This is a genomic window from Streptomyces sp. BK340 (assembly GCF_007827595.1).
Classification (GTDB): domain Bacteria; phylum Actinomycetota; class Actinomycetes; order Streptomycetales; family Streptomycetaceae; genus Streptomyces.
Genome location: NZ_VISR01000035.1, coordinates 1 through 15,594, shown reverse-complemented (window position 1 = coordinate 15,594; position 15,594 = coordinate 1). Strand labels below are relative to the sequence as shown.

At 70.9% G+C, this 15,594-nt stretch carries 13 protein-coding genes; 11 read left to right on the top strand and 2 right to left on the bottom strand.

Annotation, left to right across the window (positions count from 1 at the left end; genetic code table 11):
• Positions 1–38 precede the first annotated feature (38 nt).
• Positions 39–1,226, bottom strand: coding sequence for an MFS transporter (locus FB157_RS40690; RefSeq protein ID WP_261386856.1), 1,188 nt, complete (start codon positions 1,224–1,226; stop codon positions 39–41).
• A 266-nt stretch (positions 1,227–1,492) separates the two neighbouring features.
• On the opposite strand from FB157_RS40690, the gene FB157_RS40685 reads away from it, so the two are divergent.
• A complete protein-coding gene (locus FB157_RS40685) occupies positions 1,493–2,383 on the top strand; it encodes a LysR family transcriptional regulator (RefSeq protein ID WP_145885930.1) in 891 nt (296 codons plus the stop codon).
• 333 nt (positions 2,384–2,716) lie between these two features.
• On the opposite strand, the gene FB157_RS40680 is transcribed toward FB157_RS40685, so the two are convergent.
• Positions 2,717–4,498, bottom strand: a complete 1,782-nt coding sequence (locus tag FB157_RS40680) for a CdaR family transcriptional regulator (RefSeq protein ID WP_186581908.1) — start codon at positions 4,496–4,498, stop codon at positions 2,717–2,719.
• Positions 4,499–4,774: 276 nt separating this feature from the next.
• Between FB157_RS40680 and dnaK the strand changes: the two genes are divergently transcribed.
• The 10 genes from dnaK to FB157_RS40630 all read left to right on the top strand — a co-directional run bounded on the left by dnaK (position 4,775) and on the right by FB157_RS40630 (position 15,478).
• Positions 4,775–6,676: a molecular chaperone DnaK gene (gene dnaK / locus FB157_RS40675; RefSeq protein WP_145885929.1), complete on the top strand. Its 1,902-nt coding sequence runs from the start codon at positions 4,775–4,777 to the stop codon at positions 6,674–6,676.
• A gap of 8 nt (positions 6,677–6,684) precedes the next feature.
• Entirely contained in the window at positions 6,685–7,296 is a 612-nt protein-coding gene (grpE, locus tag FB157_RS40670; protein WP_145885928.1) for a nucleotide exchange factor GrpE, read from the top strand.
• A 6-nt stretch (positions 7,297–7,302) separates the two neighbouring features.
• Positions 7,303–8,256, top strand: coding sequence for a DnaJ C-terminal domain-containing protein (locus FB157_RS40665; protein ID WP_145885927.1), 954 nt, complete (start codon positions 7,303–7,305; stop codon positions 8,254–8,256).
• Positions 8,253–8,660, top strand: coding sequence for a chaperone modulator CbpM (locus FB157_RS40660; RefSeq protein WP_145885926.1), 408 nt, complete (start codon positions 8,253–8,255; stop codon positions 8,658–8,660). Before FB157_RS40665 ends, FB157_RS40660 begins: the two co-directional genes overlap by 4 nt.
• Complete coding sequence (clpB, locus tag FB157_RS40655; protein WP_145885925.1) at positions 8,651–11,290, top strand: ATP-dependent chaperone ClpB; 2,640 nt, start codon at positions 8,651–8,653, stop codon at positions 11,288–11,290. The genes FB157_RS40660 and clpB overlap by 10 nt, the downstream gene beginning before the upstream one ends.
• The gene (trxA, locus tag FB157_RS40650; protein WP_145885923.1) at positions 11,287–11,733 is read left to right on the top strand and encodes a thioredoxin; all 447 of its coding nucleotides are present in this window, start codon (positions 11,287–11,289) and stop codon (positions 11,731–11,733) included. The genes clpB and trxA overlap by 4 nt, the downstream gene beginning before the upstream one ends.
• Positions 11,734–11,738: 5 nt before the next feature.
• Positions 11,739–12,002 (top strand): UBP-type zinc finger domain-containing protein, encoded by a 264-nt coding sequence (locus tag FB157_RS40645; protein ID WP_145885921.1) that lies wholly within the window; start codon positions 11,739–11,741, stop codon positions 12,000–12,002.
• A complete protein-coding gene (locus FB157_RS40640) occupies positions 12,002–13,816 on the top strand; it encodes an FAD-dependent oxidoreductase (protein ID WP_145885919.1) in 1,815 nt (604 codons plus the stop codon). The genes FB157_RS40645 and FB157_RS40640 overlap by 1 nt, the downstream gene beginning before the upstream one ends.
• Positions 13,817–13,955: 139 nt before the next feature.
• Positions 13,956–14,834 carry an SDR family NAD(P)-dependent oxidoreductase gene (locus tag FB157_RS40635; protein WP_145885917.1) on the top strand — a complete coding sequence of 293 codons (879 nt, stop codon included), beginning with the start codon at positions 13,956–13,958 and terminating at the stop codon, positions 14,832–14,834.
• A gap of 77 nt (positions 14,835–14,911) precedes the next feature.
• Entirely contained in the window at positions 14,912–15,478 is a 567-nt protein-coding gene (locus FB157_RS40630; protein WP_145885916.1) for a TetR/AcrR family transcriptional regulator, read from the top strand.
• The last annotated feature ends 116 nt before the right edge of the window (positions 15,479–15,594 follow it).

Sequence of the window (15,594 nt, the reverse complement as noted above, 5' to 3'; positions counted from 1 at the left end):
GCCTCCCAGACAGCCGTGTCGCATGCGCCGCAGGGAGGTCAGGAGGGGCCAGCGGACTGCGCCGAGAGCTCGCCGGGACCGGGTGCGCGATCCCGCAACGCGACGACCACCGACACAACGGCGCCGCAGGAGAGGACCGTCGCGAAGCCGATCATCGCGGTCTGCACGGCGAAGTGCCGCAGGGCGATGCTGAACAGGACGGACGGCAGGCCCATTCCCAGGTACGCGACGACGAAGAACACGGCGAGGACCCCCGCGCGTGAGGCGGGCTCGGCCACTGAACCGGCACGTTCGACTCCTCCCTTGAACAGCAGCCCGGAGCCGGCTCCCGACAGGGACACGGCGACCAGGTAGAGCCAGAGCGCCGGGTGGTAGAGGGCGACGGCGCACAGGACCAGGCCGACCGGAAAGACCACTGCCCCCACGGTCAGGAGCCGGGGCAGTGGGAGGCGGCCCAGTACCAGCTGGGCGGCCGCCGCGGAGCCGAACATGAGGAACGCCGCCAGACCGACCACGAGGTGCGAGTCGGTGTGCAGGGTGCCGTGGAGCACGCTCGCCCCGAGGGAGGAGATCAGGCCGAGGATGGCGAAGGCGAAGGCGCCCAGCGCGCCGGCCGCGCCGAACGCCCGCCGGCCGCCGGGACGCAGGACGAACCTGCTGGGCGGTTGAGCCGCGGGCAACTCCAGGTCCACGGTCTCCGGGGTGCACAGCACCAGCGCCAGGCACACTGCCATGGCGAGGGTGAAGATCGCCTGGGCGGTGATCAGGGGCGTGGGAAGCCACTCGGCGGCGGCTCCGGCGACCAGGGGCCCTGAGGCCAGTCCGCCGAGGTTGGCGGCGGTGGCCACGATGCCGGGCAGCACCGAACCCGTCCGTTGCGGACGGGCCTCGTGGTGGAGGTCGTGCAGGTACGTCGTCGCGGTCGAGGCCATCAGCCCCAGTCCGACACCGTTCAGGACCCTGCCCGCGATCAGCCCGGGCAGGTCCCGCCACGCGATCAGTACGACCGACGCGACGATGCCGACCAGCAGCGCCGGGACGATGACGCGCCGTCGGCCGAGCCGGTCCGACAGGTGTCCCAGCCCCAGGAAGGCGGCCGCTGCGCCCACGACCATCGAGGCGTACGCCACCGTGACCGTGGTCGCGCCGAAGTGGTCCCGGGCCTCGTACAGCGGCCACAGCGGGGTCGGCGCGGTGCCGAACGCCATCAGTACGGTGAAGGCCACCGACACGAACCAGAAGCCGGTCGTGTGCGAGGCACGGCGCCGGGCGGGGGCGCGGGGCGGCAGGTCGGCGGGAGCGGGTACTGGGATCCGGTGGGTCGGGTCGTCGGGAGCGTCGGCTGTGGGACGGCTCAGCGGCGTCGGAACGGCAGGCAGGGGTACCCCTCCTCGGGCGGAAGCGGATGACGCTTTCCATCCTCCTCACCAGCCCGAATCAGTGCCAACGAATGTTTTTGCTGGGCTCCAGCAATGCGAGTGATACTTCTGGTGTGGAGCTACGTCAGCTGGAGCACTTCATCGCGGTCGCCGAGGAGCTGAGTTTCACGCGTGCCGCCCGTCGGCTGCACGTGGTGCAGTCAGGGGTGTCCGCCGCGATCCGCTCCCTGGAGCGCGAGCTCGGCTGCGCGCTGTTCGAGCGCACGTCGCAGCAGGTCCGGCTCACCGGGGCGGGCGCCGCGCTGCTGCCGGAGGCTCGGGCCACCCTGCACGCCGCCCAGGCCGCCCAGGACGCCGTGCGCGCCGCACAGGACACGCTGCGCGGCACGGTGAACGTGGGCGCCATGGCTTCGGTCGAAGTGGTGGACCTGCCTGCGCTCCTCGGGCAGCTGCACGCGCGGCACCCGGCGATCGACGTCCGGCTGCGGCTGGCGACGGCCGGCTCGGCGGGACTGGCGCACGCGCTGCTCAGCGGGGACCTGGACGTGGCCTTCCTGTCGCTGCCCGAACGCAAGCCCGCCGGGATCGACGCACGGGAGCTGGCCACCGTGCCGCTCGTCCTGGTGGTGAGCGCCGCCCATCCGCTCGCGCAGCGCGGAAAGGTGGCACTTGCGGACCTCGCGGGGGAGCCCTTCGTGGACTTCCCGCCGGGCTACGGCAACCGCGAGGTGGTCGACCGGGCGTTCGCGGCAGAGGGCGTCGTACGCCGGGTGGCACTGGAAGTGCCCGACATCGACATGGGGGCGGCGCTGGTCCGGCACGGTCTGGGCATCGCCTTCCTGCCCGCGTTCGCCGTTGCCAGCACCCCCGGCCTGCACGTCCTGGACGTCGACGACACCGTGCTCCGCTGGAGCATGCACCTCGGCACGTCGTCGACTCGGCGGCCCAGCTCGGCTCTGCGGGCGCTGCTCGACCTGGTCGACCTCCACGTCATCGCCCTGTGACGCCCGGGCCGCGGCCCGGACGTCATCCGTCGGCGGTGTCCGGCCCCTGCGTTCGCCTCGTGCTGGCCGCGACATCTGCCGCAGCATCCGCTGACGCTCCCGCTGCCGTCGTCCACAGGCGGCGTCGGACACCTTCTCGGCCCCTTCGAGGCTGGTGCCGAAGGCCCCGCCGACCATAACGATGCGGTGATGAATCAAGGCCCCCATTCTTCTGGCGCGACGCGACCTCGCTGGATCAATCCGAGGAAGGGCCCCCCACCCACGGCAGCGCTGTGGCAGGGCAGCCCGCCCAACTGCATACTGACACCGCTCCGCAAAAGTTCCAGTGAGGCGTCAGCCGGGTCCGCCCAGCACGATCTTCCACACTCGGGTCGCCACCTGGAGGTTCAGCCGGTCCTCGACGTTCGCCAGGTCGTAGCCGCTGATGTCGCGGATGCGCTGGAGGCGATAGCGCAGCGTGCTGCGGTGGATCGCGAGGGAGTCGGCGGTCTCGTCGTAGTTGCCGCCGCAGTCGAAGTACCGGGACAGGGTTTCCACCATGGACGCGTGGTGCCGGGAGTCGTAGTCGATGAGCTGCCCGAGCCACTCGTGGACGAACGTCTCCAGTTCCCGGTAGTCGTTGCCGGGTCCCAGGATGCGGTAGAGGCCGAGCTCGTCGAAGAATGTCGTGCCGTAACGCTCGCGGGAGTGGCGGCGCACGTCCAGGGCGCGCTGCGCCTCCTGGTAGTGGTGGGGGATGTCGTCCACGGCGTCGCAAAGGGCGCTCACCCCGATCGTCCCGGACCGTGTTCCGGTCTCCCGGGCGAGCGCCTCGTACAACGCGCGGGCGTGCGGCCTGTCGCCAGTGATGAGGACGACGTGGTCGGAGCGGCGGGTCAGCAGCGAGCGCATGCCCACCGCAACGGCCGCCCGACTCACGGTCTGCGCGAAGGAATCGTCGGCGGTCCGGTTCGACCACTGCACCACGACGACGTAGTGGCTGCCGTGCAGGTCGTGTCCGACTGCCTCGGACCGGGCGTAGGCACTCGGCTCGTCCGTCCCTGCCAGGAGGTCGTCGGCCAGCTCGCGGTGCAGCCTCAGCTCCACTTCGGCCAGGTTGCGCAGATGCGTCAGCTCCAGGGCGAGCGACGCGGCGGCGTGTCCAAGCGCGAGTACGGTGTGCTCGTCGGCCTCGTCCCGGGCATCGACCAGCGCCAGCACGCCCAGGATCTCGCCGTGCGTGCGGATCAGGGTGATCAGCCGGTCCCTTATCCGCACCGGCCCGGCCTGACGGGCGACGGCGTGCAGCATTTCGTCCTGGCGCACGGGGTCCGGTTCGGGATAGGGGACGGGGCGGTCGGGACCGGTCCAGGACCTCAGCCGACCGAAGCGGTCCTCGAGCAGCGCGGGAAGTCCAGTGAGCCCGTGCAGTGCGCGGGTGACAGCTTCCTCGCCGCCACCCGAGGCAGCGACGTCGGCCATGAGAGCGTGAACGGCTCGCTCGTAGCCCAGCTCAGCCACCACAGAGATCAGCTTCCGCTGGAGGGCTGTGCGTTCCTCCCGCAGCCGGTGCAGCTCCAGCGCGTCCTCGCGTTGGCGGTGGTGTGCGAAGGCGAGTGACAGTGCAGCAGCGGTGTGCCGGACGAGCATGGCGAGCAGGTATCGCTCGGCCTCGGTGGGCCGGGAGCGGGACGTGACCACGAGGTAGCCGTGGAGTGCCCCAGGTCCGCGTAGTCCCAGGGCCCGGCCCCAGGGCCTGCCGGCTACGCTCACGTTGCCGTCCTGCCCGGCCAGCTCCCGCACCCTCCGGCCCACGGCCAGGGCATGCCTTCGCCCGTTCCACGGGCTGGGTACCAGGTCGCCGCCCACCTTGAGGTATCCGGCCTCGGCGCTGTATGGCCCCGCAGCGACTATGTGGTCCATGGCCAGGCGCAGGATCTCGCCTTCGTCCGGAGCGTCGAACTGGGCGCGGGAGAGCGCGATCAGTTCGAGGAGGGCATGGGCGGCCGGGGTGCGAGCGGGCAGACGGGGCAGCCTGGGCGCGGCCGTGGGGTGCCGCCCGGCGTTGCCCCGCGGAAGGCTGCCCTTCCGGTCGGAGGAGCGGTGGTACAGGCTGTACGCCCGACTGCCGACCATGGGATCACTCCGTCCTTCGGAGGTGAGCAGCATTCGTGTACCCGGTGCCGGGCCGGCTACCCGAGACGTGTGGGTTCTTTCTCGTACTCGTGGGGCGACCGGACCCGTGCATTCCTGACTCGCCAGGCGCAGGCGTGGAGCCACCCGGTTCGTCACCCTGGGGAGTGCTCGAGACCCTCTGTGCGCACCGGTGGGAAACCGGCGGAGATCCCACCTCCACCTGAACGTACGTGACCCGGAGAGTCGAAGCGGGCGCTGCACCGGGAGGAGCACCTCATGGCCAAGGCAGTGGGCATCGACCTGGGCACCACCAACTCTGTGATCGCCGTGTGGGAGGGCGGCGAGCCGTCCGTCGTGCCCAACAGCGAGGGCAACCGCACGACACCGTCCGTGGTGGCCTTCACCGACACCGGGGAACGTCTGGTGGGCCAGCTGGCCCGGCGCCAGGCGATCCTCAACCCCAAGGGCACCATCTACTCGGCCAAGCGGTTCATCGGCCGGCACTTCGACGAGATCTCCGACGAGGCCAGGGCGGTGGCGTACGACGTCGTCGAGGGCGACGGCGGGGCGGCCCGCTTCAAGGTGCGCGACAAGCTGTACGCGCCTGAGGAGATCAGCGCACAAGTGCTGCGCAAACTCGCCGACGACGCGTCCAAGCAGCTGGGGGAGCGGGTCACGGAGGCGGTCATCACGGTGCCCGCCTACTTCAACGACGCTCAGCGCACCGCCACCAAGGACGCCGGGCGGATCGCCGGACTGGAGGTGCTGCGGATCATCAACGAGCCGACGGCGGCCGCCCTCGCGTACGGCATGGACAAGAAGGAGCACGAGACCGTCCTCGTCTTCGACCTGGGCGGCGGCACCTTCGACGTGAGCATCCTCGACGTCGGCGACGGCGTGGTGGAGGTGCGCTCCACCGCCGGTGACAGCCACCTGGGCGGCGACGACTTCGACCGGCGTCTGGTGGACTACCTCGCGGACGACTTCCAGAAGGAGAACGGCATCGACCTGCGCAAGGACCCGCAGGCGCTGCAACGACTGTTCGAGGCGGCGGAGAAGGCCAAGACCGAGCTCAGTTCGGTGACGCAGACGCAGGTCAGCCTGCCGTTCATCACCGCCGACGCCTCGGGCCCCAAGCACCTCACCGACTCGATCATGCGGTCCACGTTCGAGCAGATCACCGGCGACCTGGTGGAGCGTTGCCTGGGGCCGGTGGAGCAGGCGATGGCCGACGCGAAGGTCGGCGAGAGCGACATCGACGAGGTCATCCTCGTCGGCGGTTCCACCCGCATCCCCGCTGTCCAGACCCTGGTCCGCCGGCTGACCGGCGGCAAGGAACCCAACATGAGCGTCAACCCCGACGAGGTCGTGGCCCTGGGCGCCGCGATCCAGGCCGGGGTGCTCAAGGGCGAGGTCAAGGACGTCCTGCTGCTCGATGTCACACCTTTGTCGCTGGGCGTGGAGACGCGCGGCGGAGTGATGACGAAGATCGTCGAGCGGAACACCACCATCCCGGTACGTCGCAGCGAGACCTTCTCCACTGCGGAGGACAACCAGCCGGCCGTCGACGTGGTGGTGCTGCAGGGCGAGCGCGAGTCCGCGGCCGACAACCGGGTGCTGGGCCGGTTCCAGCTCACCGACATCCGGCAGGCGCCGCGGGGCGAACCACAGGTCGAGGTCACCTTCGACATCGACGCCAACGGCATCCTCAACGTCAAGGCCCGCGACCGGGACACCGGCAAGGAACAGGGCATCACCATCAGCGAGAGCTCCAACCTGGACCGCAGTGAGGTCGAGCGCATGGTCCAGGAGGCCGAGCGCAACCAGGGCCAGGACCAGGCACTCCGCGAGGCCGTCGACGCCCGCAACGAACTCGACGCCGTCGCGTACCAGGTCGAGAAGCGCCTCGCCGAACTGGGCGACGCAGCGCCCGCGCACGAGAAGGCACGCGCCGAGATGCTCGTGTCCGACGCCCGGGCGGCGGTCAAGGAAGAGGCGGGCGTGGAGCGCGTGCGGCCCCTGACCTCCGAACTCCAGCAGGTGCTCGCCGGGCTGACGGCCCATCAGGGCGCCTCCGCAACGGGCGGCGGCCCCGGCCAGGACGCAGCCACCGGCGGTCCCACGAGTGGCGGTGGCGGTGACGATGATGTCATCGACGCCGAGTTCGACAAGGGCTGAGGCGCGCCATGCCCAGCCACCCCCAGGAACCCGCCCGGGCCGCGTCGGATCCGGGCGCACGGGTCCCGGAAGGCGCCGTACGCCCTCCGCGCGGGGATTTGCCCCAACCGGGCCCGCCTACCCGGCCGGAAGCGGCGAACGGCGAACCGGGACCCGATGCCGCCGGCCCCGCGACTGCCGAGGACGAGTACACGACCGCGATCCGGGAACTGGAGGACCGCTGGCGGCGCGCACTCGCCGACCTCGACAACCTTCGCAAGCGTCACGCCAGGGAACTGGAGCGCGAACGGGCGGTCGAGCGGTCCCGCACGGCGGCCGCCTTCCTGCCCGTCCTCGACAACCTCGAACTCGCCCTGACCCACGCGGGCGCCGATCCGGGCGCGATCGTGGAGGGTATCCGGGCCGTACGCGACCAGGCGGTGAACGTCCTCGAACTGCTCGGCTACCCGCGGCATGCGGAGACCGGCGTCGCCTTCGACCCGGCCCGGCACGAGGTGGTCGGCGTCGTCCAGGACCCCGACGCCCCACCGGGCACCGTCGTCGAGGTGCTGCGCCCCGGCTACGGGGACGGCGAACGACAGCTCAGGCCCGCCGCCGTGACGGTCGCGAAGCGGGAGTGAACGGTCATGGCACGGGACTTCTACGAGGTGCTGGGCGTGTCGCGGACCGCGAGCCAGGACGAGATCCAGCAGGCATATCGCAAACTCGCCCGCAGGCACCACCCGGACGTCAACAAGGACCCCGGGGCGGAGGAGCGTTTCAAGGACCTCAACGAGGCATACAGCGTCCTGTCCGATCCCAAGACCCGGGCCCGCTACGACCGCTTCGGCGAGGATTTCCGCAAGATCCCGGAGGACTTCGACGAACGGGTCGCGGCGGGAGCGGGCGGCGGCTTCCGCGGTCGGAGGGCCGCAGGCGGTGGCGGTCCGCGCGTCCGGTACGCCACCGGCTTCGGCGACGGCTTCGGCGCGGAGGGCATCGACATCGAGGACCTGCTCGGCTCCATGTTCGGAGCCGGCGCCGCCCCAGGCGGCGTCCCCGGAGCGGACCAGGAGGCGGAACTGCCGCTCACCGTCGAGGAGGCGTACCGAGGCGGCCGTCGCACCGTCACACTCGCCGGCCCCACCGGGCAGCCGCGGCGTTACGAGGTCGACGTGCCGCCGGGCGTCACCGACGGGCAGCGCATCCGGCTGGCGGGTGAGGGTGGCCGGGGCAGTGGTGACGCCGCCGCGGGCGACCTGTACCTGCGGGTGCGTATCCAGCCCCACCCCCAGTTCCGGCTGGACGGCCGCGACGTGCACGTCCAGGTCCCGGTCACCCCCTGGGAGGCGGCCCTGGGTGCGACCGTGCCGGTGCCCACGCCCGGCGGCGGCACGGCGAAGGTCACGGTGCCCGCGGGCTCGTCCAGCGGCCGGCGGCTGCGGCTGCGTGGCGAGGGCATGCCGAACCCGAGGGGCGCGAACGGCGACCTGTACGCCGAACTCCGCGTCATGGTGCCTCCCGCCCTCGGCGACCGGGAGCGCGAACTGTTCGAGGAGCTCGCCGCCACTTCCTCGTTCGACCCCAGGAGGACGCGATGAACGACCGACCCGCGGGAGCGGGAGGCATCGGCCGGGCCGGCGTGGGCGCCCGTCCGGTACGAACGGGCGCCGACATCACCGCCTCGACGGCAGTCCGGTACGCGCTCGTGCCCGTCCCCAGGCTCTCCCTGGCCGCCGTGGCCCGTCGCTCGGGCCTCCACCCCGATCTGATCCGCCGGTTCGTCGCCCTCGGCCTGGTCGACGCCGAACGCGACTCCGCGGGGCGACCGGTGTTCGACCCCACGGCCCCGGCGGTTCTCGCCCGTATCCAGCGGCTGCGCACCGGACTCTGCCTCAACTACGCATCCATCGGCCTGGTGCTCGACCTGCTCGACCGCATCAGCATGCTCGAAGCCGCCCTGCGCCGCGCCGGCACGAGGAGTGAAACACCCCCATGGACATGAACCGTCTCACCCAGAAGTCCCAGGAAGCCCTCCAGGAAGCCCAGAGCGCGGCCGTCGGCATGGGGCAGACCGAGGTCGACGGGGAACACCTGCTGCTCGCGCTTCTCGATCAGGAGGACGGTCTGATCCCACGGTTGCTGCAACAGGCCGGCACCGAGCCGAAGGAACTGCGCGCGGCCGTACGCGAGGAACTCTCCCGCCGCCCGAAGGTCACCGGTCCCGGCGCGGCACCCGGCCAGGTCTTCGTCACCCAGCGCCTGTCCCGCCTGCTCGATGCCGCCGAGCGGGAGGCCAAACGCCTCAAGGACGAGTACGTGTCCGTGGAGCACCTCCTGCTCGCCCTGGCCGAGGAGGGCTCGGCGACCGCCGCCGGCCGCCTGCTCAAGGAGCACGGCGTGACCCGGGATTCGTTCCTGAGCGCGCTCACCCAAGTCCGCGGCAACCAGCGCGTCACCTCCGCCAACCCCGAAGTGGCCTATGAGGCTCTGGAGAAGTACGGCCGCGATCTCGTCCTCGAGGCTCGGTCCGGGCGGCTGGACCCGGTCATCGGCCGTGATGCGGAGATCCGCCGCGTCACCCAGATCCTCAGCCGCAAGACCAAGAACAACCCCGTCCTCATCGGCGATCCCGGCGTCGGCAAGACCGCCATCGTCGAGGGCCTGGCCCAGCGCATTGTTCGCGGCGACGTCCCCGAGGGCCTGCGCGACAAGACGGTGTTCGCTCTCGACATGGGCTCCCTGGTCGCCGGCGCCAAGTACCGCGGAGAGTTCGAGGAACGCCTCAAGGCCGTGCTGTCCGAGGTGAAGGCCGCCCAGGGACGCATCCTGCTCTTCGTCGACGAACTCCACACCGTCGTAGGTGCGGGCGCCGCCGAAGGGGCCATGGACGCGGGCAACATGCTCAAGCCGATGCTCGCCCGCGGCGAACTCCACATGATCGGCGCCACCACCCTCGACGAGTACCGCAAGCACATCGAGAAGGACGCCGCCCTCGAACGCCGCTTCCAGCAGGTGCTGGTCGACGAGCCGAGCGTGGAGGACACCATCTCCATCCTGCGCGGACTGCGCGAACGCCTGGAGGTCTTCCACGGCGTGAAGATCCAGGACACCGCACTGGTCTCCGCGGCCACCCTCAGCCACCGCTACATCACCGACCGGTTCCTGCCCGACAAGGCCATCGACCTCGTCGACGAGGCGTGCGCCCGGCTGCGTACCGAGATCGACTCGATGCCCGCCGAACTCGACGAGATCACCCGCCGCGTCACCCGCCTGGAGATCGAGGAGGCGGCCCTGTCCAAGGAGACCGACGCCGCCAGCAAAACTCGCCTGGAGGAACTGCGCAAGGAACTGGCCGACCTGCGCGGCGAGGCCGACGCCAAACACGCCCAGTGGGAGGCCGAACGGCAGGCCATCCGCCGCGTGCAGGAGCTGCGCCAGGAACTGGAGCAGGTCCGCCACGAAGCCGAGGAGGCCGAACGCGCCTACGACCTCAACCGAGCCGCCGAACTCCGCTACGGCCGCCTCCAGGACCTGGAGCGCCGGCTTGAGGCCGAGGAGGAGCAGCTGGCCGCCAAACAAGGGCAGAACCGGCTGCTGCGGGAGGTTGTCACCGAGGAGGAGATCTCCGAGATCGTCGCCGCCTGGACCGGCATCCCCGTCGCCCGTCTCCAGGAGGGCGAACGCGAGAAGCTGCTGCGCCTCGACGAGATCCTGCGCGAGCGCGTCATCGGCCAGGACGAGGCCGTCAAACTCGTCGCCGACGCCGTCATCCGCGCCCGCTCCGGCATCCGCGACCCGCGCCGCCCCATCGGCTCGTTCATCTTCCTCGGCCCCACCGGCGTCGGGAAGACCGAGCTGGCCAAGACCCTCGCGGCGGCCCTGTTCGACTCCGCGGAGAACATGGTCCGCCTCGACATGAGTGAGTACCAGGAGCGGCACACCGTCAGCCGGCTCATGGGCGCACCGCCCGGATACGTCGGCTACGAGGAAGGCGGCCAGCTCACCGAGGCCGTTCGCCGCAAGCCGTACTCGGTCGTGCTGTTCGACGAGATCGAGAAGGCGCACACCGATGTCTTCAACACCCTGCTGCAGGTCCTCGACGACGGCCGCATCACCGACTCCCAGGGCCGCACGGTCGACTTCCGCAACACCGTGATCATCATGACGTCCAACATCGGCTCCGAGCACCTCCTCGACGGCGCCACCGCCGAGGGTGAGATCAAGCCGGACGCCCGCGCCCTGGTGATGGGCGAGCTGCGCGGGCACTTCCGCCCGGAGTTCCTCAACCGCGTCGACGACATCGTGCTGTTCAAGCCGCTCGGTGAGCGGCAGATCGAGCGCATCGTGGAGCTGCAGTTCGACGAGCTGCGCCGCCGGCTCGCCGAACGCCGCATCACCGTCGAACTCACCGATGCTGCACGCGAGGTGATCGCCCACCAGGGTTACGACCCGGTGTACGGGGCCCGGCCGCTGCGGCGTTACATCTCCCACGAGGTCGAGACGATGGTCGGGCGCGCCCTGCTGCGCGGTGACGTCCAGGACGGCGCGACGGTCCGCGTCGACGCCGAACATGGAGAGCTGGTGGTCACCTACGACCGGCCCGAGGACGTGAAGGGAGCGCGGGCGGCATGAGCACGATGCGGGCGACGACCGTCAGTTGTCCCCACTGCGGGCGCACCAACCGGGTGCCCGTGGCCGCGGACGGCCACCCCAAGTGCGGCCACTGCAAGCAGCCCCTGCCGTGGATGGTGGACGCGGGCGACGACGACTTCACCGAGGTCGCCGAGCGGGCCGACGTCCCCGTCGTGGTCGATCTGTGGGCCACCTGGTGCGGCCCCTGCCGCATGGTCAGCCCCGCACTGGAGAAGGTCGCCACCGATCTCGCCGGCCGAATCAAGCTCGTCAAGGTCGACGTCGACAAGAACCCGCGACTGTCGCAGCGTTTCGAGGTCCAGGCCGTACCGACACTGCTGATCCTCGACCGGGGCGAGACGGTCGCCCGGCAGGCAGGGGCGGCGCCCGCCCCCGTCCTGCGCCAGTGGGTGGAACAGTCGATCACCGCCCGGAAAGGGTGATCCGGATGACCCTGCACGCAGACCCCCACCTCGCGCTCGTCCGGCCGGTCCAGCCGCTGACCCCAGAAGGGTGTCAGGAGTGTCTGATGCTCGGCTCCCCATGGGTCCACCTGCGGCTCTGCCTGACCTGCGGGCACGTCGGCTGCTGCGACTCCTCGCCGAACAAGCACGCGCGCGGGCACGCAGCCGCCGTCGCCCATCCGATCGTGCAGTCGTTCCAGCCCGGCGAGGACTGGCGCTGGTGCTTCGTTCACGAGGCGTTCGTCTGATGTCCGGCGACCAGTCGCTGCCGGGCGAAGAACCGGTGCCGGAGGAAGCCGACGAGGCCGCCTTCTGGGAGACCCCGGACATCTACGGCGCGTATCCGCGGCTCACGGAGGACCAGACAGCACGTCTGGCGGAGCATGGGCAACGCCGGAGCATGGCTCCGGACGACGTGCTGATCCGGGAGGGGGAGCGCTGCGAGACGTTCTACGTCGTCCTCAGCGGTTCCGTCGCCGTCGTCGAGGACTACGGCACTCCCGAGGAGCACGTGCTGCGCGTGCACGGCCCTGGTCGCTTCATCGGCGAACTCGGCCTGGTGTACGGACAAGTGGCCTTCTACACCGCTGTCGCCAGGGAGCCGGGCGAGGTCCTCGTCGTCTCCTTGGACCAGTTGCGCCACCTGGTGTCCCAGGACGCCACCATCGGGGACGTCGTGCTGCGCGCCTGTCTGGGCCGTCGCGCGCTGCTCGTCGGACAGGGCGCCGGCTTCCGCATCGTCGGCTCGCGCTACTCGCCCGACACCAGACGGCTGCGCGAGTTCGCCGTCCGCAACCGGCTGCCGCACCGCTGGATCGACCTGGAGACCGACGAGGAGGCCGAGGAGCTGCTGCGCCGCTTCGGCGTCGGCCCGGCGGAGACACCACTCGTCATCTGGCGGGACACCACCTTGTTGCGCAACCCCAGCAACGCGGAACTGGCCCGGCTCATCGGCCTGCCGTCACTGCCCGCCGGAAACCGTCGCGGCGACATCCTCATCGTAGGCTCCGGACCCGCCGGCCTCGCTGCCGCGGTGTACGCCGCCTCCGAGGGCCTGAGCACCACGGTGGTGGAGGCGATGGCCACCGGCGGCCAGGCCGGCACGTCGTCCCGCATCGAGAATCTGCTCGGCTTCCCATCCGGCATCTCCGGCGCCGAACTCACCGAACGCGCTGTGCTCCAGGCCGACAAGTTCGGAGCCAGGATCAGCCTTCCGCTGGAGGCGACCGGTCTCCATCCCAAGGACGAGGACCACTACGTGGTGGCGTTCACCGACGGCAGCGAGATCGCCGCCCGCGCCGTCGTCCTGGCCATGGGTGCCCGCTACCGCCGGCTCCAGGTGCCCGGCATCGAACGCCTGGAGGGAACGAGCGTGCACTACTCGGCGACCGTCTACGAGGCCCAGCAGTGCCACACCGACCCGGTGGCCGTCGTCGGCGGAGGCAACTCGGCGGGCCAGGCGGTGCTGTTCCTCGCCGGGTACGCGCCGAAGGTGCACCTGCTGGTCCGAGGAGCCAGCCTTGAGGCCAACATGTCCCGCTACCTGGTCGACCAGGTCGAGCGCCATCCGCGGGTGGAGGTCATGCTGCACACCGAGGTCACCGAGGTCATCGGCCAGGAAGTGCTGGAGGAACTCGACGTGGTCGACAACCGCACGGGCGGGCACCGCCGGCTCGCGGTACGGAGCCTGTTCGTCTTCACCGGCGCCGAACCTCACACCGAGTGGCTCGCCGGCATGGTCGCCCTCGACTCCCGCGGCTTCGTCCTCACCGGGCCGGAGGCCCAGGAAGCCTGTGCCTACCCCGAGGTGTGGCACGGCCGCGGGCGCTCGTGCATGACCCTGGAGGCCAGCCTGCCCGGGGTCTTCGCGGTAGGGGACGTCCGCAGCGGCTCGGTGAAGCGGGTGGCCTCCGCGGCCGGTGAGGGCGCGATGGCCATCCACTTCGTGCACCGGCACCTGGGGCACTCGGCCGTACCCGGCACCACGGGCACGTCAGCTGTCGCGGGCCACTCGGACGTCTCGCCACGCATACGTCACAAGGAGTCCGCATGGCTCGCATGACGAATGGCGCCCGTCCGGCGCCGCGGCCCTCCTCGTGGTGTGCTGCTGCACTGCTCACACCCTAACCGGATAGGTAATCCGGATCTGCTACGGTGGTGCCAACCGGATAAGGCATCCACTACGCGGGACGGGTTGCGCCATGAAGCAGACAGCGGTGGTCACGGCAGGGACGGCGGGAATCGGGCTGGAGACCGCCTTGGGGCTGGCCGAGGCGGGGCTCGCGGTCACCGTGGTCGGCCGCAACGCCGAGCGCGGTGCGCGGGCGGTCGAACGGATCAACGCCACGGCGCCGGCCCACTCCGCCCGGTTCCTGGCCGCCGACCTCGCCTCGCTCGACGCGGTCCGCGTCCTGGCCGGCCGGATCGCCGCGGACGGACCGCTGACCGTGCTGGTCAACAACGTGGGAGCGATGTTCGCGGACCGGCAGGACTCCATCGACGGGATCGAGGCGACCTTTGCCGTCAACCACCTCTCGCCGTATCTGCTGACCGAACTCCTTCTGCCCGCACTGCGAGCCGGTGCGCCGAGCCGGATAGTGAACGTCACTTCGGGGGCGGTGGCTGTGGCGAAGCGCGACTTCGACGCCGTCGAACCGCCCGGCGGCTACTACGGCTTCCACTGGTACGGCCGTGCCAAGCTCGCCCATCTCGCCCACACGCTGGAGTTGGCGGGACGGCTGGACGGTACGGGCGTATCGGTCCTCGCGGCGGACCCGGGCGGCGCCGCTACCGACATGACCAACGGCACCATGACCGACCCGAAGATCGTCTCGCCGGGGCTGCGGCTGCTGTGGCCGCTGGTCCGGCGCAAGTTCGAGCGCTCGACGTCGGGTCCGGCGTCCCTGGCGGCGAAGTCCTCGATCTTCGCCGCGACCGACGGTTCACTGGCCGGCCGGACCGGCGTCGTCATCGGACCCCGGGCGCAGCCGGTCGTTCCCTTCCGGGCGGCAACGGATCCCCGCACCGCCGAAGCCGTCCGCCGGCTCAGCGAGCACCTCGCGCCGGTGGCCCCTGCGTGACGGTGGAGGCGGCTGAGGGAGCGAAAGGCCGGCGCCGCGGGCCTGGTCCGGATGAGCTATCCGGTTAAACTTGTCGTATGACGACCGCTCCCCTGCGCAAGGACGCCGCCCGCAACTGGGAACGGATCGTCGCCGTGGCCCGCGATCTCGTCGACGAGGGCACGCCACTGCAGCTCAACGACATCGCCCGCCGCGCCGGAATGGGCGTGGGCACCGTCTACCGGCACTTTCCCACCGCCGAGGCGCTGCTGGAGACCGTCGCAGCCCCCAGCCTGGAGGGACTCGCCGCCCACGGCGAGCGGGCCCTGGCCGACGACGACCCGGGGCGCGCCCTCGCCGGCTTCCTGACCCGCACCGTCGAAGCGCAGATCACCGACGCATCGCTGTCCACGGTCACCGCCGCGACCACGGACGCTCTGCCCCGTACGACCGAACTCAAGCAGGCCCTGCGGTCGGCCGGCACGCAGCTGCTCGAACGGGCCCGCGACGCCAAGGTGGTACGCGCCGACCTGACTTCGGACGACATGGTCCCGCTGATGTGCGGAATCGCCTACGCCGCGAACGTCCACGGCGATCCCGCATCCCGCATCGCAACCGCCCGCCGCTATCTGACCGCGCTCCTGGAGGGCCTGTACATCCGTTAGATCCGGCGCCGGCGAGGGGCATTGAAGCTCCTATTGCCGTCAAGCGGTCTGGATCCAGTCACGGTAGGCACGGGCGAGGTCGTCGTCTCGGCTGAGGCCTCGTTCGAGTCTGGAGA